The 26,579-nt window shown below is 72.1% G+C and carries 23 protein-coding genes; 5 read left to right on the top strand and 18 right to left on the bottom strand.

From position 1 onward, the window contains the following. Window positions 1-35: 35 nt before the first annotated feature. From IG90_RS0104065 to IG90_RS0104040, 6 genes are all read right to left on the bottom strand, one after another. On the bottom strand, window positions 36-590 hold the full coding sequence (locus IG90_RS0104065; RefSeq protein ID WP_030577605.1) for a hypothetical protein: 555 nt from the start codon (window positions 588-590) through the stop codon (window positions 36-38). A 205-nt stretch (window positions 591-795) separates the two neighbouring features. Continuing rightward, window positions 796-1,869, bottom strand: coding sequence for a FecCD family ABC transporter permease (locus IG90_RS0104060; RefSeq protein WP_030577602.1), 1,074 nt, complete (start codon window positions 1,867-1,869; stop codon window positions 796-798). Then, a complete protein-coding gene (locus IG90_RS0104055; RefSeq protein ID WP_030577599.1) occupies window positions 1,866-2,903 on the bottom strand; it encodes a FecCD family ABC transporter permease in 1,038 nt (345 codons plus the stop codon). The genes IG90_RS0104060 and IG90_RS0104055 overlap by 4 nt, the downstream gene beginning before the upstream one ends. Before the next feature lie 49 nt (window positions 2,904-2,952). Continuing rightward, a complete protein-coding gene (locus tag IG90_RS0104050; protein ID WP_030577597.1) occupies window positions 2,953-4,002 on the bottom strand; it encodes an iron-siderophore ABC transporter substrate-binding protein in 1,050 nt (349 codons plus the stop codon). Between the two features lie 235 nt (window positions 4,003-4,237). After that, on the bottom strand, window positions 4,238-5,374 hold the full coding sequence (locus IG90_RS0104045) for a GDSL-type esterase/lipase family protein (RefSeq protein WP_078585175.1): 1,137 nt from the start codon (window positions 5,372-5,374) through the stop codon (window positions 4,238-4,240). Between the two features lie 428 nt (window positions 5,375-5,802). Then, window positions 5,803-6,771 (bottom strand): hypothetical protein, encoded by a 969-nt coding sequence (locus tag IG90_RS0104040; RefSeq protein WP_030577584.1) that lies wholly within the window; start codon window positions 6,769-6,771, stop codon window positions 5,803-5,805. 154 nt (window positions 6,772-6,925) lie between these two features. Here IG90_RS0104040 and IG90_RS0104035 point away from each other — a divergent pair, with 154 nt between their 5' ends. From IG90_RS0104035 to IG90_RS0104025, 3 genes are all read left to right on the top strand, one after another. After that, entirely contained in the window at window positions 6,926-7,150 is a 225-nt protein-coding gene (locus IG90_RS0104035; protein ID WP_030577581.1) for a hypothetical protein, read from the top strand. Between the two features lie 137 nt (window positions 7,151-7,287). Continuing rightward, window positions 7,288-8,805 carry a cryptochrome/photolyase family protein gene (locus IG90_RS0104030; RefSeq protein WP_030577578.1) on the top strand — a complete coding sequence of 506 codons (1,518 nt, stop codon included), beginning with the start codon at window positions 7,288-7,290 and terminating at the stop codon, window positions 8,803-8,805. Window positions 8,806-8,823: 18 nt separating this feature from the next. Next, the gene (locus IG90_RS0104025; protein ID WP_030577574.1) at window positions 8,824-9,270 is read left to right on the top strand and encodes a hypothetical protein; all 447 of its coding nucleotides are present in this window, start codon (window positions 8,824-8,826) and stop codon (window positions 9,268-9,270) included. 4 nt (window positions 9,271-9,274) lie between these two features. Here IG90_RS0104025 and IG90_RS0104020 read toward each other — a convergent pair whose 3' ends face one another. Continuing rightward, window positions 9,275-10,618, bottom strand: a complete 1,344-nt coding sequence (locus tag IG90_RS0104020) for an aminotransferase-like domain-containing protein (protein ID WP_030577571.1) — start codon at window positions 10,616-10,618, stop codon at window positions 9,275-9,277. Between the two features lie 171 nt (window positions 10,619-10,789). Here IG90_RS0104020 and IG90_RS0104015 point away from each other — a divergent pair, with 171 nt between their 5' ends. Next, window positions 10,790-11,437: a LysE family translocator gene (locus IG90_RS0104015; protein ID WP_030577568.1), complete on the top strand. Its 648-nt coding sequence runs from the start codon at window positions 10,790-10,792 to the stop codon at window positions 11,435-11,437. Window positions 11,438-11,452: 15 nt separating this feature from the next. Here IG90_RS0104015 and IG90_RS0104010 read toward each other — a convergent pair whose 3' ends face one another. From IG90_RS0104010 to IG90_RS0103980, 7 genes are all read right to left on the bottom strand, one after another. Then, window positions 11,453-12,511, bottom strand: a complete 1,059-nt coding sequence (locus IG90_RS0104010; protein WP_030577565.1) for a vWA domain-containing protein — start codon at window positions 12,509-12,511, stop codon at window positions 11,453-11,455. 183 nt (window positions 12,512-12,694) lie between these two features. After that, on the bottom strand, window positions 12,695-15,247 hold the full coding sequence (locus IG90_RS0104005; protein ID WP_078585174.1) for a collagenase: 2,553 nt from the start codon (window positions 15,245-15,247) through the stop codon (window positions 12,695-12,697). 317 nt (window positions 15,248-15,564) lie between these two features. Then, window positions 15,565-16,626 (bottom strand): ABC transporter ATP-binding protein, encoded by a 1,062-nt coding sequence (locus IG90_RS0104000; RefSeq protein WP_030577560.1) that lies wholly within the window; start codon window positions 16,624-16,626, stop codon window positions 15,565-15,567. Continuing rightward, window positions 16,623-17,696: an ABC transporter ATP-binding protein gene (locus IG90_RS0103995; protein ID WP_030577557.1), complete on the bottom strand. Its 1,074-nt coding sequence runs from the start codon at window positions 17,694-17,696 to the stop codon at window positions 16,623-16,625. Before IG90_RS0103995 ends, IG90_RS0104000 begins: the two co-directional genes overlap by 4 nt. Before the next feature lies 1 nt (window position 17,697). Continuing rightward, entirely contained in the window at window positions 17,698-18,684 is a 987-nt protein-coding gene (locus IG90_RS0103990) for an ABC transporter permease (RefSeq protein WP_030577554.1), read from the bottom strand. Continuing rightward, entirely contained in the window at window positions 18,681-19,652 is a 972-nt protein-coding gene (locus IG90_RS0103985; protein WP_030577550.1) for an ABC transporter permease, read from the bottom strand. The genes IG90_RS0103990 and IG90_RS0103985 overlap by 4 nt, the downstream gene beginning before the upstream one ends. Window positions 19,653-19,672: 20 nt before the next feature. Beyond that, the gene (locus IG90_RS0103980) at window positions 19,673-21,418 is read right to left on the bottom strand and encodes an ABC transporter substrate-binding protein (protein ID WP_030577547.1); all 1,746 of its coding nucleotides are present in this window, start codon (window positions 21,416-21,418) and stop codon (window positions 19,673-19,675) included. 355 nt (window positions 21,419-21,773) lie between these two features. On the opposite strand from IG90_RS0103980, the gene IG90_RS0103975 reads away from it, so the two are divergent. Continuing rightward, window positions 21,774-22,484 (top strand): GntR family transcriptional regulator, encoded by a 711-nt coding sequence (locus tag IG90_RS0103975; RefSeq protein WP_030577544.1) that lies wholly within the window; start codon window positions 21,774-21,776, stop codon window positions 22,482-22,484. Between the two features lie 148 nt (window positions 22,485-22,632). Here IG90_RS0103975 and IG90_RS0103970 read toward each other — a convergent pair whose 3' ends face one another. From IG90_RS0103970 to IG90_RS0103955, 4 genes are read right to left on the bottom strand one after another with little or no spacing between them, the layout of a single operon-like run. Beyond that, window positions 22,633-23,583, bottom strand: coding sequence for an ornithine cyclodeaminase family protein (locus tag IG90_RS0103970; RefSeq protein WP_030577542.1), 951 nt, complete (start codon window positions 23,581-23,583; stop codon window positions 22,633-22,635). Continuing rightward, on the bottom strand, window positions 23,580-24,662 hold the full coding sequence (locus IG90_RS0103965) for a proline racemase family protein (RefSeq protein ID WP_030577539.1): 1,083 nt from the start codon (window positions 24,660-24,662) through the stop codon (window positions 23,580-23,582). The genes IG90_RS0103970 and IG90_RS0103965 overlap by 4 nt, the downstream gene beginning before the upstream one ends. Next, a complete protein-coding gene (locus IG90_RS0103960) occupies window positions 24,659-25,660 on the bottom strand; it encodes a 4-hydroxyproline epimerase (RefSeq protein WP_030577536.1) in 1,002 nt (333 codons plus the stop codon). The genes IG90_RS0103965 and IG90_RS0103960 overlap by 4 nt, the downstream gene beginning before the upstream one ends. A gap of 1 nt (window position 25,661) precedes the next feature. Further along, entirely contained in the window at window positions 25,662-26,570 is a 909-nt protein-coding gene (locus IG90_RS0103955; RefSeq protein ID WP_030577533.1) for a dihydrodipicolinate synthase family protein, read from the bottom strand. Window positions 26,571-26,579 lie beyond the last annotated feature (9 nt).

The following is a 26,579-nucleotide window of genomic DNA, read 5'->3' as shown; positions in this document are numbered from 1 at the left end:
ACCCCCGCCGCCGGGGGTGCCTCATGGCCGACCGTTCAGGACTCCTCGAAGTAGGCGTCCAGGACGGTGTCCAGCTCGGCCGGCCAGCCCTTGAGCTGTCCGCGGCTCTCCGCCTCGACCTCGGCGTTGAACCACCGGCGGGTCGACAGGTGAACGGTCACCGTGAACCTGCGGCCGAAGCGGGCCGGGGTGGTCTCCACGGCGCCGATCTCGTCCCAGCCGAACTCGGCCTCCTGGTCGTCCAGCCGGAACCGGACGCCTTCCCGGGCGACCCGGATCGAACCACGCCGGTCGCTGACCTCGAATACGGGACCCTCCGCGACGTCCGCGCCCTCGGCCTCGCCCACCGCCTCGGCGTCGCCCCTCGCCGATTCCGGTTCCTTGCCGGCACCGGCCTCCCCGGTCGCCGCTTCGGGCTCGTCGTCGCGTTCACGCTCCGACTCCGGAGCAGCGTCCTTCGGACCGGCCTCCGATTCCGGTTCGGGCTTCCGGGTCGCGACGGGCGCCGCGAGTCCGGGCAGGGGGATGAACGCCGGGTCGGTGCCTGCGGCGAACTCGGGCTTCTTGTTCGAATCTATGCTCTGCTCCACGGCGGGCAGTATGGTCGACGAACCTGTACGTGACCAGTCGTCACCGCCCCGGCGCCGCTCCCGGCCCCCGTTCGGCCCTCTGCGGAACCGGCCCGGCGCGGGCCACTGACCGGGTTCACGGACGCCCCGTGGGGCCCTTGAGGCGTTCCCGGGGCTGGACCGGGCGGATCCCTGACGATCCGGGCAGCCGGAGCCTGCCCCAGTCTCAGAGCACGCCCTTGCGCCACTCCCGTACCAGCAGACAGCCGAGGTACGCGCCGCCGATCGCCATGGTGTAGATCCCGACCGGCAGATCGTCGAAGAGCGCCAGTTGCTGGGAGCAGAGGTCCGCGAGCACCAGCAGCAGACCGCCGGTGAGGGCGGAGAGCAGCAGGTGAGGACCGGAGACGCGGGTGAGGCGCTTGGCGATCTGGGGAGCGGTCAGGGCGATGAAGGCGATGGGTCCCGAGACGCTGACCGCGGCGGCCGAGAGGGCGATGGCCAGGACCACGGCGAGGGTCTTGGCCTTCTTCGGCTCGGAGCCGAGCCCCTCGGCGATGTCGTCGCCCATCTCGCCGATGTCGAGCCGCCGGGAGATCAGCGCGGTCAGCGGCGCGGTGGCGAGCAGGACCAGCCACACGGTGGTGGCGTCGGTCCAGGAGCGGGCCGTCAGGCTGCCGTTGACGTAGGCGGTGAGAACAGAGGCCTTGTCGCGCTCCAGGGCGTAGACGACGTACTGGGTGACGGCAGCGCCCATCGCGGCCACCCCGATCCCGGCGATGACGAGCCGGGCGGGGTTGCGGAAGCCGGTGCCGGTGGAGGCGTACACGACGGCCATCGCCACCACCGCGCCGATGAGCGCACCGACGGGGACGGGGACCGTGTCGGGGAACATCAGGGCGCAGATGGCGGCGCCGGCGCCGGCGCCGGCGGAGAGCCCGATGACGTCCGGGCTGCCGAGCGGGTTACGGGTGACCGACTGGAACAGCGCGCCGGAGAGGCCGAGCGCCGCGCCGACCCCGATGGCGACGGTGAGGCGGGGGCCGCGCAGCCGGTTGAAGACGAAGCGGTCCTTGCCCTCGGCGTCGCCGAGCAGCGCGGCGGGGAGGTCGGCGAGGTCGATGCCGAGGCGTCCCCAGGTCAGCGTCGTGACGGCGGCGGCGAGGAGGAGGACGAAGAGACCGGCACCCGCGAGCACGGAGGCCCGGCGCATGGGTATCGCCACGGTGCGGCCGACGACCAGATAGCCCCGGGGGGCCTTGCGGGCGGGGGCGGGGGCGGTTCGGTCGGTGACGGTCATGAGGTGCCCCGCATCCTGCGTACGGCGATGAGCAAAGCGGGCGCGCCGATGAAGGCGGTGACGACGCCGACCATGAGTTCGGTGGGGCGCATGATGACCCGGCCCACCACGTCCGCGAGGAGCAGGAGGGTGGGGCCCAGCAGGGCGGAGAAGAGGACCTGGACGCGGAAGTCGACGCCGACCAGGGCCCGTACGACGTGCGGGACGGCGAGGCCGACGAAGGCGATCGGGCCGACGGCGGCCGTCGCGGCGGCGCTGAGCAGCGTGGCGGCGAGCAGTCCGCCGCCCCGGGTGCGCCCGGGGTGCGAGCCGAGGGCGACGGCGGTCGCGTCGCCCAGGGCCAGGGCGTTGAGGCCGGGGCCGAGGGCGAGGGCGAGCAGGAAGCCGACGGCGGCGAAGGGCAGGACGGACCAGAAGACGTCCAGGTCCCGGCCGCCGAGCGCTCCGACGACCCAGTAGCGGTAGCTGTCGAACACCTGCGGTCTGCTGAGGGTCACCGCCTGGATGAACGCCATCAGTACGGCGGTGAGCACGGCTCCGGCGAGCACCAGGCGCACCACGCTCGTCCCCGTACCGGCGGATCCGATGACATGGACGAGGACGCCGGCGACCAGCGCTCCGGGCAGCGCCCACCACATGGTGTCGGTGGCGCCGGAGGCCCCGAGCCAGGCGGTCGCGGCGACGACGGTCGCGGAGGCGCCGGCGTTGATGCCGAGGAGGCCCGGTTCGGCCAGCGGGTTGCGCGAGACGCCCTGCATGAGGGTGCCCGCGACCGCGAGGCAGAGTCCGGCGAGGACGCCGAGGACGGTCCGCGGGTAGCGGCTCTCGATGATGACGGTGATGTTGGGGTCGGCGTTGCCCCCGAGGACATCGACCACATCACCGAACGAGGTGCTGCGACTGCCGAACATGACGCTCGCGCAGAGCGCGAGAGCCAGCGCGGCCAGGCCGAGGAGCAGGAGGAACGCCGTCCGAGCGGCGCCGGTACGGGAGGTACCGGCGCCGCTCGGCGGTGCGACCGTGGTGGTTGCCATGGGAGTGGAGTGTGCCTGGTGGCCCTGGTCCTTCGGATACCCGGCCGGGTTACTTGCCGGCGGCCTTGACGGCCTTGTCGATGATCGGCAGGTAGCGCTCGATCGTCCAGGGCACGGTCAGCGGGTTGATGATCGAGGAGGCGGTGACGAAGGAGTTGTCGTCACTCGCGACGACGGCGCCCTTCTTGATCGCGGGGATCGCGCCGTACAGCTTCTGGCCCTCGATCTCCTCGCGGTTCTTCTCGTCCGTGTAGAACGTGAAGATCAGGTCGCTGTCCTTGAGCTTCTCGGCGTTCTCCAGGCCGATGAGCGCCGAGTCGGTGCCGGGGGTCTCCTTGAAGCCGTTGACGACCGGGTCGATCTTCAGGCCGAGCGAGGAGACCATCGCGACCCGCTGCTCCTCGGGCTTGAAGACACCGAGGGTGCCGGGGCCGGAGTTGTAGATGTACGAGAAGGTGACGTCCTTGTAGTTCGGCCGGGTGGCCGCGGCGTCGGCGAGCTGCTTCTCGATCTTCGTCTTGAGACCGTCCGTGTCCTCGGTCCGGCCGAGCGCCTTGCCGATGATGTCGATCTGCTGGTCCCAGTCGGTGCTCCACGCCTGGTCGGGGTAGGCGACCGTGGGGGCGATGTCCTTGAGGACGTCGTACTGCTTCTGCGTGATGCCCGACCAGGGGGCGAGGATGACGTCCGGCTCCAGCTCGGTGATCGCCTCGAAGTCGATCTCCTCGCCGCCGGTGAACTGCTTGGGCAGCTTGTCGCCGGACTTCTTGACCGCCTCGTTGATCCACGGGAGGTAGCCGGACTTGTCGCTGCCCCAGGGGTAGCTCTCGATGCCGACCGGGGTCTGGCCGAGGGCTATCGCGGTCTCGGCGGAGCCCTGGCCGAGGGTGACGATGCGCTCGGGCTTCTCCTCGATCTTCGCGGTGCCGAGCGAGCTTTTGATCGAGACGGGGAAGGCGCCGTCGCTCTTCGCCGAGCCCTTGGCCCCGTCCTTGCCGCTGTCGCCGTCCGAGGAGCAGCCGACCAGGGCTACGGCGAGGGCCACGGTGGTGGCCGTGGCGGCGAGGGTGTGGCGGCGCACGCGGGTGAAGCCGAGCATGGAGGGTCCTCAGGTTGGCCGAGCAGTGAAGGTTAGGTAAGCCTAAGCCAGAGGGTTCGGCGCCTCCAACACGCCCCCCCTTCCGCATCGCGCGACACAAGCGCGCAGCATTCGATCCTGCCCGAGGTGGTTGAACGGCAGACGGTGACAGCCGGCCAGGACCGCGGGTCGCGGCGGAGCGGATCGCACACCGGGACGCCTGGCAGCGGGCCGACCGGCCCGGGGCGCCGACTCCTCAGCCGGGCCCGGCTGAGGGGTCGTTCATGTCGGCCGCCGCGTCGCCCTCATCGGCCCCGGGTCCTGCCTCCGAGGCCTGGGGGATCCTTGCGAGCTCCGCGCCGATACGGTCCGCGAGCACATGTTCTCCTTCGGCCGTGGGGTGGAGGCCGTCGGCGTAGAGCCTTCGGGCGTCCGCGACGGGCGCGACGGCGAGCCCGTCCACCAGGCTCAGGGCGCGGTCGCCCAGCCGTTGCAGGACCCGCACCGCCTCGGCGGTCAGGGACCGGGCGGTCTCCAGCGTCAGTCCGGCGCTGTTGACGGCCCGTTCACGCTCGGGCGAGGAGAGCGGGGTGAGCACCACGACGGGGGTGTGCGGGTGGCCGTCGCGGATGGTCTCCAGGAACCCGCAGACGGCCGGCCCCCAGCTCCGTGCGGTGAACGCGCCCCCGATGTAGGCGTTGATGCCGAGCTCCAGGGTGATCAGGTCCGCCGGGGTGTCCCGGATCGTGCGGGCCACCGCCTGATCGAGGTACGACTCTCCGGCGAACCCGAGGTTGCGCAGCCGCCAGCCGCGCTCCGCCGCGACCAGGGCGGGCCAGGTCTCGGAGGGCCCGGCGGCGAACACGCAGTGGGTGAGCGAGCTTCCGTGGACCAGGAGGCGGCGGCCCGTGCGCCGCGCCGCGAGCAGGTGCCGGTGGCCGCGCAGGGTCACCGCCCCGATCCGGGTGACGCTCAGATGCGGGAGCCAGACCTCCACCTCGGCGGGGCCGCCGTCCGTTCCGGGCAGCGGGAAGGCCATGCGGTGGCGGCCGGGGCCGCCGGTCCAGCGGTGGGCCAGGACGCCGTCGACCCGGACGTCCAGCGGGGAGCCGCCGGGGTCCGCCTCCAGCTCCGCCTCCAGCTCCAGCTCGGAGGCGTCCGTGCGGACGGCGAAGCGGACCCCGGCGGTGGTGCGGGCCAGCCGGCAGAGGATGGGCGACATCGCGGTGTCGAGCCGGTCCACCGGCATCCGCAGCGGCAGCGGCAACCCGGCGCCGTCACTGCGGTCCCAGCCGGCGATCCCGTCGAAGGACAGCCGTGGGTCCCCGGGAAGGAGCCGCGCCACGGCGGCGCTCGGGGCGGTCCCGCTCACGGTCACCTGTGGGTCCGACATCCTTCGCTCCGCCCATCGATCCGATCCGGCGGGCAACGGTCCGCCGGCCGATGATTCCTGGTGAACGTAGCAGCGACCATCTGCTGGACCGCAGGAGGAGCAGCCATGACCGCCACCCGGCCTTCCCCGCCCACCTCGCCCACCCCGCCCAGCCGCGAGCCGGAGACCGGTGACCGCGACCGGCACTTCTGCGAGCCGGCGCAGAAACGCCCCGGCATCGCGATGTACCGGGCGACGACGCCGGTGGTCCGCTCGATCGACGAACCCCGGAGGCCGGAGCGGCGCCTGCGGAGGCGGAGGGCGGGGGCCACGGCTGCCGGACCGGGCCTTCGGCGCGCTGACGGCCGCCGAGCGGCGGGCCCTGACCCGGCCGGCGGGCAGGATCCTCGACGTGAACCGACGCGGGAACCGACACCGCGGCGGACCGTTCAGTGCCCGTGACCGGCGGATTCCCCTTCCTCCGGCGCGGACTTCTCGGGCGCCGCTCCCCCGGCGTGCACGGTGAAGGCGGCCGTACGGACCTTCCCCTCGTGCCGGAAGTCGAGGAAGAGGCGGTAGGCCCCCTTGCTGGGAGCCGTCGCGGTGAAGGAGACCTCCGGGCCCGGCTTCGTTCGCCCGTCGCCCGGTTCGCCGTTCGGGTGGACGTGGAGGTACGCGAGGTCCCCGGCGCGCAGTGCGACGAGGTGGCCGTACGCGCCGAGGTAGGGCTGGAGGTCGGTGACCGGCCTGCCGTCCTTCTCGACCTCCAGCTTGAGCTCCCCGCCGGCCCCGGGGCGCAGCGCCCCGTCGAGCGTCACCTCGTATCCGTCGACGGTCACGGTCCTCTCCTCGCGCGGCAGCGGCTCGGGGCTCGCGTCGCCGGAAACGGCGAGGTCCGCGCCCAGGGTGAGGGCCTCGGCGTTCTTCACGTCCGGGGTGAAGTCGGCGAAGACCCGGTAGCCGCCGGCGTCGGGGAGCTCGACGGGGGTGGACCAGGTGCCGTCGGCGGCCCGCACGGGGTGCAGGTGCCGGTAGGTGGTGAGGTCGCTCGACGCCACGATCAGGTGCAGTTCCTTGCCGTGGTCGGTGCGGAACGCGGTCACGTTCCGGGAGGTGTCCTCGTCCACGACCGCGAACCGCAGCTCGGCGGGTTCGCCCGCCTCGACGCGCGGGGTCCTGAGGTCGAGGGCGTAGCCCCCCTCGGAGACCTGCAGACCGCCGGGAAGCTCCGGGGTCTCCCCCGCACGCTTCTCCCCCGCCCCCTCCGCTGCCGGATGGTCCTTCGCGCCGTGACCGTCCTGCTGGGGCCCGTCCTTCGCGGCGATGGCGGGATCCAGGGCGCCACCCACCGCGTACGCCGACCCGAAGGCCGCCGCGAGCCCTACGGCGAAGGCCGAGATCTTGAGACCGGTGTGCATGACCCACTCCTCGTCGAGGCCGCCGGGTCGCGACCACACCCAAAGATACCCCCTAGGGGTATGAAGTCAACCGGAGGGCGACCTTGCGGAGAGGGGGCCGGGACGAGAAGAATGACGTCACCGGCTTGGCCGAAGCCAAGGGAAGCAGGGCTTCGTGGGGGCGTTCGTCGCGTTGACGGCAGGGATCGGCGGGGCAGCCGTGTGGTGTGCCGTGGTGCTGGTCCGGCGCGGGCGTCGCGGGTCCACCGAGAACGCGGACGGGTTGCTGATCGAGCAGGAGGCCCGGCTGCGGGCCCAGCAGATGCGGAGCCAAGGCCGGGACTTCATGGCCCACCCGCACGGGAGGCAGGGTTCCGGCCCAGGGCCGCACCGCCACTGACCGCCGTCGGCCGGGCGCCTCGCCGTCACCGGCCCGCGTGCCCCTCGCCGGCCGGGGCCCGGCGTGGCGTCGCCGGGGCCTCGTCGGCCGTCCCTAGCGTGGTGCGGGGGTACCCGACGGCAGGACAGACGCACCTCATGGCACCACGCACCCACTGGCTCTTCGGGGACCAGCTCGGCCCCCACTTCCTGGATCCCCGCCACGGCGGACCGGACGCACACTCCCCCGTTCTGATGATCGAGTCCCGGTCCGTGCTGCGCCGACGCCGGTTCCACCGGGCCAAGGCCCATCTCGTCCTCTCGGCGATGCGGCACCGGGCGGACGAACTGGGCGACCGCGTCCACTACGTACGGGCCCAGACGTACGCGGAGGGGCTGGCGGAGGCGGGAGCCGGGGTTGGAGGACATCGCCTGACGGTCTGCCACCCGACCTCCCGCGCCGCGCTGGACTTCGTGACCGCCCGGGACGAGGTCGACGTCCTGGCGGCCCGGGGCTTCCTGCTGCCGCGGGCGGAGTTCGGGGTGTGGGCGAGGGAGCACAAGGGCGACCGCCTGCGGATGGAGGGCTTCTACCGGTGGGTCCGCCGGCGGCACGAGCTGCTCATGGACGGCGACGAGCCGGCCGGGGGAACGTGGAACCTCGACCACGACAACCGCGAGCCTCCGCCCCGGGGTCGTCCGACCCTGGAGGCACCCGCTCCGTACAGCCCGGCCGAGGACGAGATCGACGACGAGGTCCGCCACGACCTCGACCGCTGGGAGCGTGACGGGGAGGTCTCGTTCGTCGGCCGCGACGGTCCGCGCCGCTTTCCCGTCACCCGGCGGGAGGCGCTGGCCGCGCTCCGGCGCTTCGTCTCGCACCGCCTCGGCGACTTCGGCCGCTACGAGGACGCGATGCTCGCGGCCGACCCCGTGATGAGCCACAGCCTGTTGTCGGTGCCGCTCAACCTGGGTCTCCTGGACCCCGCCGAATGCGTCGAGCGGGCCGAGAGGGCGTGGCGCGCGGGCGAGGCGCCGCTGAACAGCGTGGAGGGCTTCGTCCGGCAGATCGCCGGCTGGCGGGAGTACGTGTGGCAGCTGTACTGGCACTTCGGAGAGGACTACCGGAACCGCAACGCGCTGCGCCACACCGCTCCGCTGCCCGACTGGTTCCTCGACCTGGACGCGGATGCGGTCACCGCGAACTGCCTGTCGACCACGCTGGCCCAGGTCCGGGACACCGGCTGGACCCACCACATCCCCCGCCTGATGGTGCTGGGGAGCCGTGCGCTGCAGGACGGCTGGAACCCGGCCGCGGTCACCGACTGGTTCCACCGCTGCTTCGTTGACGGCTACGACTGGGTGATGCTCCCCAACGTCGTCGGCATGTCGCAGTACGCGGACGGCGGCCGGATGACGACCAAGCCGTACACCTCCGGCGGCGCCTACATCAACAAGATGAGCGACCTGTGCGCCCCCTGCGCCTACCGGCCCACCGACCGTACCGGCGAGCGCGCCTGCCCGTACACGGCGGGCTACTGGGCCTTCCTGCACCGCCACCGGACGGCCCTGAGCGCCAACCACCGGATGGCGAGGGCGGTCAAGGGCCTGGACCGGCTGAAGGACCTCGACCAGCTCCTCGACGAGAGCGCGCAGCGCGGTGGCCGGGCACCCTGAAGGCAGAGGAGTTCGTGGGTGCCCCTCACCCGTCGGGTCGAGGTCCGCCTGGCCGGGTGGCGGGAGGACGAGGCTCGTGAACTCGTGCACCCCACGCGGTCCCTGGTGAGCCGTCATGGCTCGGACCTCCGGTGGTGGACCTGGGCCGGTAACCGTGCGAACGCGACCTTGTCGGCGACGCCGCCGTCCGTCGCTGATCCCGTGCAACGGCCCACCGACTGCTACGTGCGCCTGCGTGAAGACCTGACGCCCGACATGTGGCGGGAGAGCCGTGAGGCTGCGAACGGCAGTCCTGCCCTCGTTCTTCCGGATGTGGACCGTCGCGCCGTACACGGTCTCCCGTTCTCGGCAGCCCTGCCCGAGCGGCTCGCGGTGGCCACGGCCGCCGCCCGGCTCGCCGACTTCGAGGGAGCCCGCGCGGCTCTTGGCGAAGCCGTGCGGTTCCACCACGGCTTCGCCACCTGAGCTCTCAGTCCCCCGCAAGGTCGTCCGGCGTGGACCGGGCGAGGTCGGCGAGAGTCGCGAGGGCCCGGGAGAGGACCTCCCGGGTGGGGGACGCCAGGCCGAGGCGGATCGCGTGCGGGCCCCGGTGGCGGCCCACGGAGAACGCGGCGGCCGGGGTCACCGCGATGCCGTGCCGGGCCGCCGCGGCGACGAAGGTGTCGGTGCGCCAGGGGCCGGGCAGTTCCCACCAGCGGTAGCACGAGAACGGGTCGCCGCGTGTGCGGAAGTCGCCGAGGTGTCGGTGAGCGATCTCCTGCCGCGCCCCGATCTCCCGCTGTTTGGCCCGTACGAGCGTGCCGACGGTGCCGTCCGCCTGCCACTGCACCATCGCCTCCAGGGGGAACCGCATGGGCGTCCACCCTCCGGAGCGCAGGGCCCCCGCGACCCGTCCCGCCAGCGCGGCGGGGGCCACGGCGAACCCGAGGGACAGCCCCGGGGACAGCCGTTTGGAGAGGCTGTCGACGAGGACGGTCCGCTCGGCCGCCCGCGAGGCGAGGGACGGCAGGTCGTCCCGGAGGAAGGCCCAGACGGCGTCCTCGATCGCGTGGATCCCCGATGTCAGCAGCACGTCGGCCAGGTGGTCGAGCCGCCGGGCGGGCATGGTGAGCGACAGCGGGTTGTGAAGGACCGGCTGTACGTAGACGGCGTGGAGCGGATCGGCGCGGTGCGCCTCCTCCACCGCCTCCGGGATCAACCCGTCCGCGTCCATGGCCAGAGGGACGAGGGTGACGCCGAGCCTGGCCGCGATGGCCTTCAGCACCGGGTAGGTGAACTCCTCGACGCCCAGCCGGGCTCCCGGCCGGGTCAGTGCGGCGACGGCGGCGGAGATGGCCTGCCGGCCGTTCCCGGCGAACAGGACGCGTTCCGGGTCGGGCCGACCGCCGCCGCGCGAGAGGACTGCGGCGGCGGCCTCGCGGGCGACGGGGGTGCCGGCGGGCCCGACCGGGCGGAGCACCGACTCCAGGTGGTCGGAGCGCACCAGCTTCTCCAGGCCGGCGGCGAGCAGCCCGGCCTGTTCGGGGACGACGGGGTGGTTGAGCTCCAGGTCGACCCGGCTGGCGGCGGGCTCGGAGAGCGCGGGTGCGGGGGCGGACGCGCCGGGCGCGTCCGTGACGAAGGTGCCGCGTCCGACCTGGCCGACGGTGAGGCCGCGGCGGGCGAGCTCCTGGTAGACGCGGACGGCGGTGGAGTTGGCGATGGCGTACCGCCGGGCGAACTCCCGCTGCGGAGGCAGGCGTTCCCCCGCCCTGAGCCGGCCGGCCGCGATCTGTGCCGCCACGCTGTCGGCGACGGAACGGAAGTCCTTCACGGGCTCCACCTCCCTGGTGAGGGGCATCGAAGCACACCATTGCACCGAGTGCAATGCCTTCTATTGAACCGAGCCCGGCGGCGAACCTAGACTCCGATTGCACCGAGCCACGCGGCCGGCGGGAACGAGGCCCGGGCATGAACTGCGGCATGAACAGAGCGGCGGACAGGCATGGTTGAGCTGAGCGGGGTGCTGGGCGTCGCGTTGGTCGCCCTGGGCATGGTGCTCACCCCGGGCCCGAACATGATCTATCTCGTCTCCCGGAGCATCACCCAGGGGCGTCGGGCGGGAGTGGTCTCCCTCGGCGGTGTGGCCGTGGGCTTCCTGGTCTATCTGCTGGCCACGAACCTCGGCCTGTCGGTGGTCTTCCTCGCGGTGCCCGAGCTGTACGTGGCGGTGAAGCTGGCCGGCGCCGCCTACCTGGCCTATCTGGCCTGGACCGCCCTGCGGCCCGGGGGCGTCTCCGTCTTCGCCCCCGAGGAGCTCCCGAACGACTCGCCGCGCAAGCTGTTCACCATGGGCCTGATGACGAATCTGCTCAACCCGAAGATCGCCATCATGTACCTCTCCCTCATCCCGCAGTTCATCAGCCTGGAGGCGGGAAACGTCCTCCTCCAGGGCTTCCTGCTGGGCGCCGTCCAGATCGCGGTCGCCCTCACCGTCAACCTGAGCATCGTCCTGGCGGCGGGAGCCATCGCCGTCTTCCTCGCCCGCCGCCCGTCCTGGCTCCGCGCCCAGCGTTATCTGATGGGCACCGCCCTGGGACTGCTGGCCGTCTCGGTGGCCATGGACTCCTCGGCGCCGGCGACGTCGGGCTGAGCCAGTGGGCGGGCTTCAGACCATGATGAGCAGGCGCGTATCGGCCTTGAGCTTCCTGTTCACCGAACGGCTCTGCACATACACCTCCAGCGCCGGGTTGTTGCCGGCCTTCACGGAGACGGTCCCGCGGACACCGGCGCCGAACAGGAGGTTGCGCGCCGCCTCGCCCGTGTAGGCGCGGTCGGTGTCCTTCTCGACCACGATGACCTCCTTGTCGGGCTGAACCTGAACCCGGGTGCCCAACTGGTAGTAGCAGGAGCCGCGTTCGTAGGTGACGCCCGGATGCGAGTCGACGAAGGCCCGGATCTCCGTCTCCTTGTCGACCTTCAGCAGCCGGTACTTGTCTGCCGCGATCGGTTCGAGGTTGGCCCGCACGTCGTCGACCGATATGTCCTGGCCGACGGCGAACAGGTTCTTCGTGCCGCGCACCCCCTGCTCGCGACCGCGGAGGAAGCTGGTGGCGGCGGCGCGCACGGTGCCGATCGCGTCCTCGACGCCCTTCTGGGAGTCCGCGTCCCAGATCGCGATGTTGCCGGCCGGGAAGCCGTAGTTCTGGGCGGTGCGCTTCGCCAGGGAGTTGGGGACGAGGATCGCGGAGGTCCAGTGGCCCGGGAGCCCGTTCATCTTCGCGGTGATCCGGTCGAGCCAGGGGCCGAGGATGCTCATGTCGCCGTCGTGCCGCCGGTCGCCGCCGGAGGCGTTCTCCTCGCCGTCCGTCACCACGATCTGGAGGAAGCTGTGCTCGCCGTACTGCTCCCAGATGTGCCCCAGGTCGTCCAGGGACTTCAGGGAGGCCTCGATGAGAGCAGTGGCGCCGTTGTTGACCTTGTACAGCCCCCGCATGGACGGAAGGTGCTTCACGTCCATGTCCCAGACCAGGTTCTCCACCCGGTGGTCGAAGGAGTAGAGACTGATCCGCGTCTCATGGCCGAGACTGTCCGACTCGGCCTTCAGCCCCGCCACGAACTCGTCGACGACGCGGATGAGCTGACTCTGGTGCTGATACATGGAACCCGAGGCGTCCACGACCAGAGCGACGTGATTCACCTTGTGCTGGATCCTGTTGGCGGACATGGTCCCACTCCTTCTCCGGTGCTCCCCCGGTGCTCCCCGAGCGATGTCTTCGACTCTATGGGCCGCCACTGACAACGCCCTTCGCCGAGCTCCGCAATGCCGTCCGCCGGGGTCACGGTGGATACGGCCGAGCCGGGGCCGGCGCTGAAAGCGCCGACCCCGGCCGGGGGTGCGGTCGAAGGGTCAGTAGCTCGTGGTGACGGTGGCCCCGCCGAAGGCCGACGCAGCGTGGAGGCTGATGTAGTTGGCGCCGGAACGCGGGTTGCTGATGGTCAGGGTGTGGGAGTTGCCGGGCCCGGTGGCCCGGTTGGTGTGCGAGCCGGTGGTGGCCCAGTTGGAAGCGCTGTAGTAGAGGTCCGCGTCGCCGGTACCGCCGCTGACGGTGATCTTCAGCTGCTTGGTGCCGGCCGGGATGTACAGGTAGAGGTAGGCGTAGTCGCCGGTGGCGGCGGAGAGGTTGCTGCGGCGGCAGTCCTTGCCCAGGACGCGGGTGTCGGGGTCGGCGCACTCGCCGACAGTGGAGCCGCCGGTCACGGCGACCGCCCGGGTGGTGGTGGCCGTGGCGCCCTGGTCGTCGGTCACGGTCAGCCGGACGGTGTAGCTGCCCGCGGCGCTGTAGGTCTTGGTGGGGTCGGTCCGCGTGGAGGTGGTGCCGTCGCCGAAGTCCCAGGCTCGGGAGGCGACGGTGCCGTCGGAGTCGGTCGAGCGGTCGGTGAGGGCGACCGTCAGGCCCTCGACCGCGGCGGTGAACGCGGCGGTGGGGGCCTGGTTGCCCGGCTGGCCACCGCCACCGCAGTCACCGGCGGCGCAGGCCGTCAGCCAGGTCTTCCAGTCGCTGTCGTAGCGGGTGCCGATCGTGCTCGTGAGGTAGGTGCGAGCGGCGCTCCACTCGCCGGCGCGGTAGTGGGCGAGCACCTTGTCCATGTCGGCGGGGTGCTTCTCCAGCATGTACCGCACGGCGAGGTAGCCCCAGCGGTACACCCGGGTGGTGTCGTGGCTGTAGTCGGTGCTGAACAGGGTGGACAGGGCGTAGGTGCCCTTGCCCGCCTCGGTCATCGCCGCGGTGTAGGGCTCCTGGCGGTAGTGGTAGGAGATGTACTCGGCGAAGCCCTCGACCCACCAGATGGTGGGGGTGGTCATGTTGGCGGCGAAGTCGCCGTACATGGTGAACCGGCCGTCGAGGTAGTGGGTGTACTCGTGGTTGAGGTTCCAGATGTGGAAGTCCGGTCGCAGCCACTCGGCCTCGTAGGCGATGAAGCGGGGCTGGTTGCCCACGACGGCGGGGTCGCCCTCCAAGTACATGCCGCCGTTGTTGGTGTCGATCCCGTACATCGCGCCGGCGTAGGTCTGGTAGTCGGCGCTGGAGTCGTAGGCGATCACCTCGATGGCCGTGTTGTTGTCGTCGGCGACCGGGCCGTTGTCCTTGGCGATCCGGTGGAAGTAGGCGTCCTGCTCGATGAGGCTGGTACAGCTGGCGCTCAGTTCGGCGGACGTCATCTGCTGGGCCAGGATGCGGATGCTGGGGCTGCAGGTGTGACGGACCGGCAGGACCTCGCGCTTGAGGCGCTCCTGGAGGTCGCAGACGCCGTACGTGGCGCAGTTCGCCTTGTCGTAGTAGTCGGCCATCTCCGCTATGCCCACCCAGAGCGGGGCGGTGGGGCCGGTGATGGAGGTGTCCCGGAGCAGGGCGGTGGCCAGCGGGCGGACCTTGTTCCGCAGGCTCGTGTGCTGGAGGAAGCGGCCCAGTTCACGTCCGGCGTTGGAGGTCAGGTACGCCTGGTCGCCCTCCAGCAGGGAGAGGTGGTCGGCGGCGAAGCGGTGCAGCGAGTCGATGAGGCTCGGGTCCGACTCGACGGCGCTGACGAACGCGGGCACCTGGTGGCCCCGGAAGGTCACCGTGTACACGTTGTTGACCGCGGCGAGCATCCGCGAGGACGCGTTCCACGAGGAGTCGTAGTCCGCCAGCATCCGCTTGACGACGGAGATGTACCGGGCGTTCTCCGCGGCGCTGTCGATCAGGATGACCGCTTCGGACAGCGTCTCGCCGTTGGCGTCGGTGACGTCGCGCGACCGGGGGCTGGCGAAGAACGCGTCGAGGCCCGAGCGGATGGCGGTCCCCAGGGCGGGGCCGTACGGTCCGACGACGTCCGGGTTGTACCACTGTACGTAGTACCCGGCGCGGAGGTACAGCACGAGCTGCGGGGTGCCGGTGCTCGCGTCCCCGGGGTAGTAGGCGGAGTTGTCGCGCAGCGCGTAGGCCACGGACGTCATCTGCGCTTCACGGAACGCCAGTTGGGCGTTGCTTCCGGTGAGGCTGAACAAGGTGTTCACGCAGTCCGTGGTGGACGCCTTGATGAAGCGCACCAGTTCGCTTCCGGTGCGGCCGGTGAAGTCGGCCGGGTCGCACGCGGCGGCCGCCTTCGCCGAGGACTTCTTGCCCGCGTCCTGCTTCCGCGGGGCGTCGTGCTCGCCGTAGGCCTCCTTGAGGAGGGACTTGTCGGCGCTCAGCGGCGGGAGCTGGGACGCCTTCAACCGGTCCTTGGCCTGGTGGCCGGTGTCCGAGGTGGGGGACTGCTGCGCCTGCGGCGCGGGGTCGGCCGAGCCGCCGGGGCGGGACGGCTGGGACGCGTTCGATGCCGTGGCGGCCGAGGGGGAGTTCGGCTGCGCCTGGGCCGGCTGCGCGAGCAGCGCGACGCTCATCGCCCCGGCGAGAGCCAGGGGCAGAACGGCACCCACACCTCGGCGGACGAGTGTGGTTCTCACGTTGTTTCCTCCCATGAGGGATCGGAGGCACGCGCATGCGTGACCGATGGGATGTCCAGGGCGTGGGCCAGGGGGTGTTGTCGTGCCGTGCTGCCGGCCGGACGGAATGGGGTCCATGCCGCGGTTGACATGCCCACGCCCTGTGACATGTACAATGGCACAGGTCACACTTCACAGGGAAGACCCAGGGCCGAATCCGATGCGACTTCCGGGTGAACGCGGCCCGTCGGGAAAGTGACGTCTCGTCAGGGGTTGGCGGCCCGGAGGGATTTCCGGGCCGCCGGGGGCTCTCAGCCCGTTTCGGGGAAGTGGCAGGCCGCCGTGCGCGCGCCGGAGCCCACGACCTGGAGCAGCGGCCGCTCGGTACGGCACACGGCCTGCGCCTTGGGGCAGCGCGGATGGAATCCGCAGCCGCTGGGCGGCGCGGCGGGGCTCGGCGGGTCACCGAGCAGGATGATCCGCTCCCGGCGCCGCTCCGCCGCCGGGTCGGGCAGCGGCACCGCCGAGAGCAGCGCCCGGGTATAGGGATGCGCCGGCCGGTCGTACAGCTCGCGCTTGTCACCGATCTCGACGATGCGGCCCAGATACATCACCGCCACCCGGTCGCACACCCGCTTCACGACGGACAGGTCGTGCGCGATGAAGAGGAACGACAGCCCCAGCTCCGCGCCCAGACGCTCCATCAGGTTGACGACCTGGGCCTGGACGGACACGTCGAGCGCGGAGACCGGCTCGTCGGCGACGATCAGGCGGGGGCCGGTCGCCAGGGCGCGGGCGATGCCGATGCGCTGGGCCTGACCGCCGGAGAACTGGTACGGATGCCGGTCCAGGTGTTCGGCGCCCAGACCCACCAGGTCGAGCAGTTCGGCGGCCCGGTCCCGGGCCGCCGCGACCGTGGAGCCCTGCACCAGCAGGGGTTCGGCGATGATCCGGGCAACGGTCTGCCGGGGGTTCAGGGAGGCGTGGGGGTCCTGGAAGATGATCTGGAGGCGCTGCCGGACGGGCCGCAGTTCGCGCGGGGACAGATGGGTGATGTCGCGGCCCTCGAACTCCACGGTGCCCGCGGTGGGTTCGAGCAGCCGGACCAGCATCCGGCCCGTGGTGGACTTGCCGCAGCCGGACTCCCCGACCAGCCCGAGGGTCTCCCCCGCCGCGAGCTCCAGATCGACCCCGTCCACCGCGCGGACCGGCGCGGTGGCCCGCCCCAGGACGCGACGGCCGGGGAACGTCTTCACCAGATCGCGTACGGACAGCAGGGGCCGCGCGGAGGCGGGCCCGGCCGCCGCCGATGCGGACCCGACGCTCGACGAACGGGCTTCTGGGCGGCGGGGCTTGGCGTACGTGGGTTTCATCGGGCCTCCTCGGCCGGTACGGGGACCCCGCCGGCCGGGCCGGAGTGCGGGGCGGCCGGGGCGGCCGGCAGGGGAAGGTGGCAGGCGACCAGCCGGCCGCCGTCGGGTACGTCCCTGGGGCGCGGGCTCTCCTCGGCGCAGCGGGCCCGCTCCGGGGCGGTGGCGGCGGCAGCCCGGGGGCAGCGCGGTTCGAAGGGGCAGCCGGGTCTCGGCTCGGCCGGTGACGGCGGGGAGCCGGGGATGGCGCGCAGTGGTGCGTCGTCCGGGTCGTCCAGTCGGGGCAGGGAGTCCAGGAGGCCCCGGGTGTAGGGGTGCGCGGGGCTGTGGAACAGCTCGTCCACCGGGGCCTGTTCGGCGCCGCGCCCGCCGTACATGACGAGCACCTCGTGGGCGACGCGGGCCACCACGCCCAGGTCGTGGGTGATCATCAGGACGCCGAGCCCGCGTTCCTGCTGGAGCCGGGCGATCAGTTCGAGGATCTGCGCCTGGACGGTGACGTCGAGCGCGGTGGTCGGTTCGTCGGCGACGAGCAGTTCGGGTTCGCAGGACAGGGCCATGGCGATCATGGCGCGCTGGCGCATTCCGCCGGAGAACTGGTGGGCGTACTCCCCCGCCCGGCGGCCCGGTTCGGGGATGCCGACCTCGCCGAGCATCTCCACGGCTCGTCTTCGGGCGACGCGGCGGCTGCTGCCGAAGTGGTGGCGGTGGGCCTCCGCGATCTGTTCGCCGACGGTGTACGCGGGGTGCAGTGCGGACAGCGGGTCCTGGAAGACCATGGCCATCCGGCGTCCGCGCAGTCGGCCGAAGCGGCGGTCGGACAGGCCGAGGAGCTCCTGTCCGGCGAGGGTGATCGATCCGCTCACCCGGGCCCGGCGGTGCAGGCCCATCACGGCGAGGGAGGTGACCGACTTGCCGGAGCCGGATTCGCCGACCAGCCCGAGGGTGCGGCCGGCCGCCACGGTGAAGGAGACCCCGTCGACCGCCTGGACGGTTCCGGTGGGAGTGTCGAAGGCGACCCGCAGGTCGTGGACGCGCAGCAGGGGGTGGTCCGGTTCGGTGGTGGGCGGCACGTCAGTTCCTCACCCTCGGGTCGACGGCGGCGTACAGGAGGTCGATGACGACGTTGGCCGCCACGATGAAGAAGGCCGCGAGCAGGGTGACGCCGAGCACGACGGGCTGGTCGGAGCGTTGCAGGGCGTCGTAGAAGAGCCTGCCGACGCCGGGGATGCCGAAGATGGACTCGGTGATGACCGCTCCGGCCAGCAGGGCGCCGAGGTCCATGCCGAAGAGCGTGAGGACCGGCATCATCGCTGACCGCAGTCCGTGTTTGACCACGACGGTCCGGGCGGGCAGGCCCTTGGCGCGGGCCGTCCGGATGTACGGCTGCGCCATCGTCTCGATCATCGAACTGCGGCTCTGCCGCGCGTACATGGCGGCGTAGAGGAGGGCCAGGGCGATCCAGGGCAGCAGCAGGTTGACCGCCCAGGCCACGGGGTCGTCGGTGAGCGGGACATAGGCGGGGTAGGGCAGCAGCCCGGTCAGCCGGACCAGGCCGTACAGGAGCATCACCGCGGTGAAGTAGACGGGCAGGGAGGCCGTGGCCACCGCGCCGACCATCAGGGTGCGGTCGAGCAGCCCGCCCTTGCGCAGGGCGGCGGTCACCCCGGCGCTCAGCCCGAGCACCAGCCACAGGCCCGCGGCGCCGAAGGCCAGGGAGACGGAGACGGGCAGGCGGTCCATCAGCAGGTCCCACACCGGCAGGGCGTTCTCGTAGGAGTAGCCGAGGCAGGGGAAGCCGCACTGCAGCGCGTGGGGGCCGCTGCCCAGCTCGCGGCCGGCGAAGATCCCGACGAGGTAGTCGCCGAACTGCCGCCAGACGGGCTGGTCGAGGCCCATGAAGTGGCGTACTTCCGCGAGGCGTTCGGGGCTGCACGTCTTGCCGCAGGCCGCCGAAGCGGGGTCGGCGGGCAGCAGGTAGAAGATCACGAAGGTGACGGCGCAGATGGCGAGCAGGACGCCGGCCACGCCGAGGAGTCTGCGGACCAGGTAGGCGATCACGGGCGTCCTCCCTGGGGGTCGAGGATGTCGCGCAGCGCGTCGCCGAGGACCGTGAAGGCGAGGACGGCGACGAAGAGGAAGACGCTGGGGACGATGAAGTACATGGGGTCCGTCTCGTAGTACGCGACGGCCTCCGCGATCATCTGGCCCCAGGAGGGGGTGGGCGGGCGCACGCCCACCCCGAGGAAGCTGAGCGCCGCCTCGGTGCTGATCATTCCGGGGATCAGCAGCGTGGTGTACGCGATGACGGGCCCGGAGATGTTGGGCAGCACCTGCCGGGTGAGGATGCGCCAGGGCCCGCTGCCGCAGGCGCGGGCGGCCTCGACGTATTCGCGGTGGCGCAGGGAGAGGGCTTCGGCGCGCACCACGCGGGCGATGCCGGGCCAGCCGAAGACGCCGATGACGACGGTCATCAGCACGACCCGGTTGACGTCCTGGGCCACCGACATCATCGCGATCATGAAGATGAGCGAGGGGAAGGACATGGTGAGGTCCATCAGCCGGCTCAGTACGGTGTCGACGCGGCCGCCGAAGTAGCCGGCCGCGATGCCCGCGGCGGTGCCGGTGACGACGACGATCGCGGTGGCGGCGAAGGCGATCAGCAGGGAGACCTGGGCGCCGTGGACGACGCGGGCGAACAGGTCGCGGCCGGTGACCGGTTCGACGCCGAGCCAGTGTTCGGCGCTGACGCCGCCGAGGGCGCCGTGGGGCAGTCCGCCGAGGTAGGGGTCGATGGCGTCGGCGTCGAAGGCGGTGGGCGACCAGCCGCCCAGCCGGCTGAGCAGGGGCGCGGTGAGGGCGACCAGGATCAGCAGGGCGGCGGCGATCAGGGCGGTCCGGCTGCCCCGGTCGCCCCAGAGGCGGCGCCAGGTGGTCCGCCAGAGCGCGTCGGGCAGGGCGGGTGAGCCGGGTCCGCCGGCTGCCGGGGCGTCGCCCGGTCCGGCGGCCGGCGGAATGAGGGTGGTCATGGCGATGTGTCCTCGTCCCCTCAGCCCCTGGTCCGGGACGGGTCCTTCAGGCCGATCACCGCGAAGTCGAACTGGCCGGTCCAGGAGGGGTGTCCGAAGGCTCCGGCGATGTTGTCGCCGACGAGCAGCGGCTTGCGTTCCCAGAGCAGCGGGATGGCCGGGGACGTGCGCTGGATCTCCTGGTCGAGCGCGGTCCACGCCTCGTTGGCGGCGGTCGCGTCGGGCATCGCGGCGATCTCGTCCATGCGCTTCTCCACCGCCTTGTCGCGGAACTGGGAGACGTTGCCCTGGTTGCCCTTGGGCTTGATGGTGCGGCCGTCGAAGACGAACGGCAGGAAGGTGGCGGCGGACGGGTAGTCCGGGCACCAGCCGCTGATGGCCATGTCGGGGGCGTTGGCGGTGTCGCCGATGGTGTCGTAGTAGACCGAGGGGTCGACGGTCTCGATCCGCAGCCGTATGCCGACCCGGTCCAGGCTCTGCTGGAGCGCCTCGGCTCGGGTCTTGTCGCCGGTGGACACGGTGATCGTCGTGTCGAAGCCGTCGGCCTTGCCCGCCTCGGCGAGCAGCTTCTCGGCCTTCGTCACATCTCCGGTGGCCGGTCCGTCGTGGACCGGGTCGGCGGGCCGGCCGCCTGTGAGGGACGGCGGCAGATAGGCGGTGGCGACGTCGTTCAGGGCCGGGCCGCCGTTGGCGGTCACCTGGGCCTCCTTGTCGACGGCGTACTGCATCGCCTGACGGAGTTTCGGGTCGTCGAAAGGCGCCCGGGAGGTGTTCAGCGCGAGCATGTCGGTACAGCCGGTGCGCTCGGCGGAGAGCCGCTGACGGATCTCGGGCTTCGGCAGGACCTTGGCGACGCTGGAGGGCTGGAGGTCGGACCACTCGACCGCGGAGGCGTCGGCGCCCGCGCTCTCGATGATCCGGTCGTCGATCTGGCCGCCCTTGAGCCCCTGGATCACGACGATGCGGTCGGGGTAGGCCTTGCGCACCGGGTCGCTCGCCGCGTCCCAGTGGGGGTTGCGTCCCAGCACCAGCTTCTTGCCGCGGGCGTAACTCTCGATGCGGTACGGCCCGGAGGAGAAGGGCCGCAGGTCGTACTGGACGCCCTTCTCCCGGGACTCGGGCACGGGCGAGAAGGTGGGCAGCGTGACCGTGTAGGAGAACTCGGCGACGGGCCTGCGCAGCGAGAAGACGATGGTCCGGTCGTCAGGAGTCCGGATCGAGTCGAGGTGCTCGCCGTCCAGCGGACCGGCGTACCCCTCGGTGCCGGCCAGATAGCGCTGGGCGTAGTCGGGGCCGCCGGCGAGGTCGGGGGCGAAGGAGCGCTCGACGTTGTACTTGATGTCGCGGGCCCGGATCGGGGTGCCGTCCTCGTACACGAGGCCGGGTTTGAGCGTGAAGGTCCAGGTGCGGCCGCCGTCGGAGGATCTGCCGAGGTCGGTCGCGAGGTCGGGGACGATCTCGCTGCCCTTCTTCCCGGGTGCGGCCCGGAAGGTGGTCAGGGTGCGGTAGATCAGCCGGGTGCCGAAGTCCATGGTCGGCATGACCCAGTTGCGGGCCGGGTCCAGGTGGGCGAAGTCCTGATTGGACAGCACGGTCAGGGTGCCGCCCCGCTTCGGGGTACCGCCGATGACGGTGCCGGTCGCCACACCGGGCTGCCGCTTGTCCGGGCCGCGTTCGTCACCTCCCTGTGTGCTGCAGGCGGCCAGCAGGGCCAGGGCGAGCGAGGTGCTCAGGGATGCGGACAGCGCGCGGGTGCGACGGGACATGGGTGCACTCCTCGTACGGGGATGGGTCACGGCGAAGGCGGAAACAGGCCGGAGGGAAAGGGGAGGGCCCTGAAGGGCTTGGCGATCCGGGCGGCCGCGAGCGGGCCGGAGGACGACTGCTTGCAGAACGCGAGGCGGAGCGGGCCGGAAGATGCGTCGCGCCGCATCGTGTGACCCGTAACATAGTAATGTGAAATTGCACAGCCAAGGAGTTCGTCGCCCCGTTACCGAAATGTGTCCCCTCGATCCCCGGAATCGGCCGCCGATCCCCACGCCCGCTTCACCCTCGGGGGATGACGCGCCGCCGCGCAACGTGACATTGTATAGTGCGGTGACAAATCGTGAAGGGGAACGCATGAGTGAGCTGAAGTCCCGCAAACTCATCTCGGTGCAGGAGCATCTGCGCGATCAGGTGGCCAACGCGCTGCGTGCCGCGCTGATAGCTGGAGAGCTCCAGCCCGGCGTGATCTACTCCGCGCCCACCCTCGCCGCGGAGTACGGCGTCTCGGCCACGCCCGTGCGCGAGGCGATGCTGGATCTGGCCCGCGAGGGCCTGGTCGAGGCGGTGCGCAACAAGGGCTTCCGGGTCACCGAACTCTCCGAGCGCGACCTGGACGAGTACACCGAGATCCGCGCGCTCATCGAGATCCCCACCATCGGCCGCGTGACCCGCACCGCCTCCCGCGAGCAGTTGGAGGCCGTACGCCCGGTGGCCGAGGAGATCGTGACCGCCGCGCAGGCCGGCGACCTGATCGCCTACCTGGAGTCGGACCGCCGCTTCCACCTCGACCTGCTCGCCCTCGCGGGGAACGCCCGCCTCGTCGAGACCGTGGCCGACCTGCGCAAGCGCTCCCGGCTCTACGGGCTCACCGACCTGTCCCAGGAAGGGTCGTTGGTGGGTTCGGCGCGGGAGCACACCGCACTCCTGGACATCATGATCGCGGGGGACGCGAAGGGGGCCGAGGAGCACATGCGCCGCCACCTCGCGCATGTGCGGACCCTGTGGGCGGACCGTCGGCGGGAAGCCGAACGCGCAGCCCCGGCCCGTAAGCTCGGCGCACGCTGAAGCAGAAGTCCGGGGGAGGCGACACGCGTCGGCCGGAGGCCGCGTGCGTGAAGCCGAAGCCCGGCGGGAGTGAAGCGCGTTGTGCGGGGGCGGTGCGCGGTGATACCGAATTCCGGCGGTAGTGGCGCGCGTTGACGCTTGCCTCCGCTCAACTCACCTCCGCGTCACCGTCGTTCCCCGCCTTCCGCCGGTAGGCCGCGATGGCGACCACCAGGTCCTGCCAGCCCATCCCGCACGTCTTCACGACCAGCGGCCGGCCGGCCGGGACCGCGACGGCCCGGGGACCGGTCAGGTCCGCCAGGGTGACCAGGGCGTCCGGGGCGAGCGTGCCCTCGCGCATCGCCATGACGACGTCGCCCGCCTCGCGGAGGGCGGTCGCGCGGCTCTCCACCAGGACGGTGGCGCGCCCCATCAGCTCGCTGTCGAGCTCCCGCGCGTCCGGCTCGTGCGAGCCGACCGCCAGCACCACCGCGCCGTCGCGCACCAGCCGCCCGTCGACCACCGGTTCGCGCGCGGACGTCGCGGTGACGACGACGTCCGCGCGCCGCACCAGGGCCGCCACTCCCCCGTCGGCCGCCGCCAGGTGCCGGTCCGCCCAGCGGGGAACGGGCCCCCCGCGCCGGGTGACGACCGTGACGTCGGCCACCGGGACGTGGGCCCGTACGGCGGCGACGTGCCCCTCTCCCTGGGGGCCCGCGCCGTGGACCACCAGACGCGGTTCCCCGCCCCCGTCGGCGAGCGCGCGCAGCCGTTCCAGGCAGGCCGCGACCGAGACGGCGGGGGTGCGCAGGGTCGTCAGCGCCACCCCGTCCAGCAGAGCCACCGGTCTCAGGGTCGCGCTGTCGTGCAGCAGATACGTGGCGTTGATCCGCCGCAGCCCGCGCGCGGCGTTGCCGGGCGCGACGGTGGCGACCTTCACGCCGAACCAGCCGCCGTACTCGGAGGGCATGAGCAGTCCCTGACCGTGCGCCAGCGGCACGACCGCCCGCGGTACGTCACCGTCGGGGTCGAGCCCTCCGGCCAGCGCCTCCCGGACGGCGGCGACGGCGGCCGCCGGGCCGAGCGCGAGCACGTCCTTCTCGTCGAGCGTCACCGTCATCGCAGCACGAACCCGGGTACGAGGGTGTCGTCGGGATCGACGGTGAAGCGGCTGGTTCCGGTGGCGTAGGCGGTGCCCGTCACGGCCGGGACGACCGCGGGGCGGCCGTGGACCGTGGTCGGCCGCTCGATCCGGGCCCGGAAGGCGGAGCCCACCACCGACTCGTGCCGCAGCTCGTCGCCGAGCCGCAGCTCCCCGGCGTCGGCGAGGAGCGCCACCCGGGCCGCGGTGCCCGAGCCGCACGGGGAGCGGTCGACCTGGCCGTCCGCGAACACCGTGACGTTGCGGTGGTGCAACCGCCAGGTGCCGTCGGCCCGTTCCACCGGAGCGCCGGCCTCCTCGGTGAACACCGTGCCGTACACGCCCGACAGCCGGGGATCCCCGGGGTGTTCGGCGGCGTCGGCGGCGTTCAGCGCGTCGCGGATCTCACGGCCGGCCGCGATGAGCGCGGTGACGTCCCCCGGCCGGACCCGCAGGCCGAGGCCGAGCCGGTCCACCGGAAGCACGGCGTACATGGCGCCGCCGAAGGCGATGTCGACGCTGACGGTTCCCTGCGAGGTCGCCACCTCGACGCCGCGCGCGTGGACATGGCTGGGGACGTTGACGAACGTCACGTCCGCGATCCGGCCGCCGGCCGTGCGCACGCTCGCCGTGACCCGGCCGGAGGGGACGTCGACGACGACGTCCGTCCTGCCGTCGGCCGGCGCCGGGACCAGGCCGGTCGCGACCGCCCAGGCGCCGAGGGCGATCGTGCCGTGGCCGCAGGCGGTGGAGAAGCCGTCCTTGTGCCAGAAGAGGGCGCCGAGGTGAGCCCCGGCGTCGTCCGGCGGGACCAGGAAGGCCCCGTACATGTCGGCGTGGCCGCGCGGTTCGCCGCACAGCAGGGCCCGGGTCCACTGCGCCCCGGCGTCGGCCATGGCGGCCGTGCGGCGCTCGGCGACGGTGAGCCCGGGGCCGGTCACGGCCGGCGGGGACGCGGGCACGATCCGGAACGGTTCGCCCCCGGTGTGCCAGTCGGCGGTCCCGATCGGCCCGGTGTACGCCGTCCCGACCGGCCCGGTGTACGGATCGGCCGTCATACGGTGAATCCCGTCGGATAGGGGTCCGTGGGGTCGAGCAGATACTGCGCGGTCCCGGTGATCCAGGCGCGGCCGGTGACGGAGGGCAGGACGGCGGGCCGGCCGCCGACCGTGGTCTCCGCCAGGATCCGGCCGGTGAAGCGGGAGCCGATGAAGGACTCGTTGACGAAGTCCTGCCCGGTCTTCAGCAGCCCCCGCGCGTGCAGTTGGGCCATCCGGGCGCTGGTCCCCGTCCCGCAGGGCGAGCGGTCGAACCATCCGGGGTGGATCGCCATGGCGTGCCGCGAGTGCTCGGCGGTCGAGCCGGGGGCTTCCAGATAGACGTGGTGGCAGACGTCGATCGCGGGATCCTCCGGATGCACCACCGGGTTCTGCTCGTTGATCGCCTTCATGACGCCAAGCCCCGCGTCGAGCAGCCGCTGCTTCTCCGACCGGTCGAAGGGGATGCCGAGGTCCTCGGTGCGCACGACTGCGTAGAAGTTGCCGCCGTACGCCATGTCGTAGCGGACCGTGCCGAGTCCCTCCACATCGACGACCTGGTCCAGCGCGTGGCTGTAGGAGGCGACGTTCTCCAGGGTGACGGACTCCGCGCGGCCGTCGCGCACGGCGACCCGTGCCGTGACGAGACCGGCGGGGGTGTCGAGGCGTACGACGGTCTCCGGCTCGACCGCCTCGACCATGCCCGTCTCCACGAGGACCGTCGCCACGCCGATGGTGCCGTGGCCGCACATGGGCAGGCAGCCGGAGACCTCGATGAACAGCACGCCGAAGTCGGCGTCCGGCCGGGTCGGGGGCTGGAGGATGGCTCCGGACATGGACGCGTGCCCGCGCGGCTCGCACATGAGCAGGGTGCGCAGCCCGTCGCGCTCCGCCATGAACCGCTGCCGCCGTTCTGCCATGGTCGCGCCCGGCAGGACGCCCACCCCGCCGGTGATGACCCGGGTCGGCATTCCCTCGGTGTGCGAGTCGACCGCGTGGTAACAGACCGTGGAGCGCATGTCAGTTCACCCCGGCGTCGATGAGGGCCTGGGTGGCGGAGCGGACGACGGCCTCGGTCTCCGGGTCCAGGGCCTGCCGGGGCGGACGGCAGACGCCTCCGGCCCGGCCGATCATGTCCTGGCCGAGCTTGATCGCCTGGACGAACTCGGTCCTGCTGTCCCAGCGCAGTACGGAGTGGAGCCGGCGGTAGAGCGGGAGCGCGGTGTCGAGATCGCCCGCCAGCGAGGCGTTGTAGAGGTCGAGGCAGGCGCGCGGGAAGACCTGGGGGTAGCCGGCGACCCAGCCCTTGGCGCCGGCGACGGCGACCTCGAGGAGGGTGTCGTCGGTGCCGATGATCAGGTCGAGCCCGGGCGCGAGCTCGTTGATGGCGTAGCACCTGCGGACGTCGCCGGAGAACTCCTTGACGCCCACGATGAACCCCTCGGCGTGCAGCTTGGCCAGCAGCTCGGGGCGCAGATCGACCTTGGTGTCGATGGGGTTGTTGTAGGCGGTGACGGGGAGTCCGGCGGAGGCCACCATCGCGTAGTGCTCCAGGACCGCGCGGTCGTCGGCCCGGTAGGCGTTGGGCGGCAGGCACATGACGGCCTGGCAGCCGGCGTCCTTGGCGAACTGCGCGTGCCGCCGCGCCTCGATCGCGCCGTACGCTCCGACGCCGGGCATCACGGTGAAGCCCTCGGGGGCGTTCGCGACGGCGGTCTCCACGACGCGGTCGCGTTCCTCGTACGTCAGGGTCTGGTACTCGCCCAGCGAGCCGTTCGGGGCGACGCCGTGCAGGCCCTGTTCGGCGAGCCGGGCGACGTTGTCCCCGAAGGCGCCGTGGTCGACGGCGAGGTCCTGGTCGAAGGGGAGGCTCGTCGCGACGATGACGCCGTGCCAGGGCATGCGGGCAGGGGTGGAGGTGCGGTCCATGGGAACTCC

Origin of the sequence: Streptomyces anulatus (assembly GCF_000721175.1) — a bacterium.
In the GTDB taxonomy this organism is placed as follows: Bacteria; Actinomycetota; Actinomycetes; order Streptomycetales; family Streptomycetaceae; genus Streptomyces; species Streptomyces anulatus_C.
The sequence above is the reverse complement of the archived record's forward strand: the minus strand, read 5'-3'. Positions and strand labels throughout refer to the sequence as shown.

What these genes read in the sequence shown, in the direction of transcription:
- IG90_RS0103985 (WP_030577550.1), bottom strand. Translation starts at nt 19,652, where the DNA reads ATGACCACCCTCATTCCGCCGGCCGCCGGACCGGGCGACGCCCCGGCA.
- IG90_RS0103970 (WP_030577542.1), bottom strand. Translation starts at nt 23,583, where the DNA reads ATGACGGTGACGCTCGACGAGAAGGACGTGCTCGCGCTCGGCCCGGCG.
- IG90_RS0104030 (WP_030577578.1), top strand. Translation starts at nt 7,288, where the DNA reads ATGGCACCACGCACCCACTGGCTCTTCGGGGACCAGCTCGGCCCCCAC.
- IG90_RS0104040 (WP_030577584.1), bottom strand. Translation starts at nt 6,771, where the DNA reads ATGCACACCGGTCTCAAGATCTCGGCCTTCGCCGTAGGGCTCGCGGCG.
- IG90_RS0103980 (WP_030577547.1), bottom strand. Translation starts at nt 21,418, where the DNA reads ATGTCCCGTCGCACCCGCGCGCTGTCCGCATCCCTGAGCACCTCGCTC.
- IG90_RS0103975 (WP_030577544.1), top strand. Translation starts at nt 21,774, where the DNA reads ATGAGTGAGCTGAAGTCCCGCAAACTCATCTCGGTGCAGGAGCATCTG.
- IG90_RS0104060 (WP_030577602.1), bottom strand. Translation starts at nt 1,869, where the DNA reads ATGACCGTCACCGACCGAACCGCCCCCGCCCCCGCCCGCAAGGCCCCC.
- IG90_RS0103960 (WP_030577536.1), bottom strand. Translation starts at nt 25,660, where the DNA reads ATGCGCTCCACGGTCTGTTACCACGCGGTCGACTCGCACACCGAGGGA.
- IG90_RS0104045 (WP_078585175.1), bottom strand. Translation starts at nt 5,374, where the DNA reads ATGTCGGACCCACAGGTGACCGTGAGCGGGACCGCCCCGAGCGCCGCC.
- IG90_RS0103955 (WP_030577533.1), bottom strand. Translation starts at nt 26,570, where the DNA reads ATGGACCGCACCTCCACCCCTGCCCGCATGCCCTGGCACGGCGTCATC.
- IG90_RS0104015 (WP_030577568.1), top strand. Translation starts at nt 10,790, where the DNA reads ATGGTTGAGCTGAGCGGGGTGCTGGGCGTCGCGTTGGTCGCCCTGGGC.
- IG90_RS0103965 (WP_030577539.1), bottom strand. Translation starts at nt 24,662, where the DNA reads ATGACGGCCGATCCGTACACCGGGCCGGTCGGGACGGCGTACACCGGG.
- IG90_RS0104000 (WP_030577560.1), bottom strand. Translation starts at nt 16,626, where the DNA reads ATGAAACCCACGTACGCCAAGCCCCGCCGCCCAGAAGCCCGTTCGTCG.
- IG90_RS0104050 (WP_030577597.1), bottom strand. Translation starts at nt 4,002, where the DNA reads ATGCTCGGCTTCACCCGCGTGCGCCGCCACACCCTCGCCGCCACGGCC.
- IG90_RS0104055 (WP_030577599.1), bottom strand. Translation starts at nt 2,903, where the DNA reads ATGGCAACCACCACGGTCGCACCGCCGAGCGGCGCCGGTACCTCCCGT.
- IG90_RS0104010 (WP_030577565.1), bottom strand. Translation starts at nt 12,511, where the DNA reads ATGTCCGCCAACAGGATCCAGCACAAGGTGAATCACGTCGCTCTGGTC.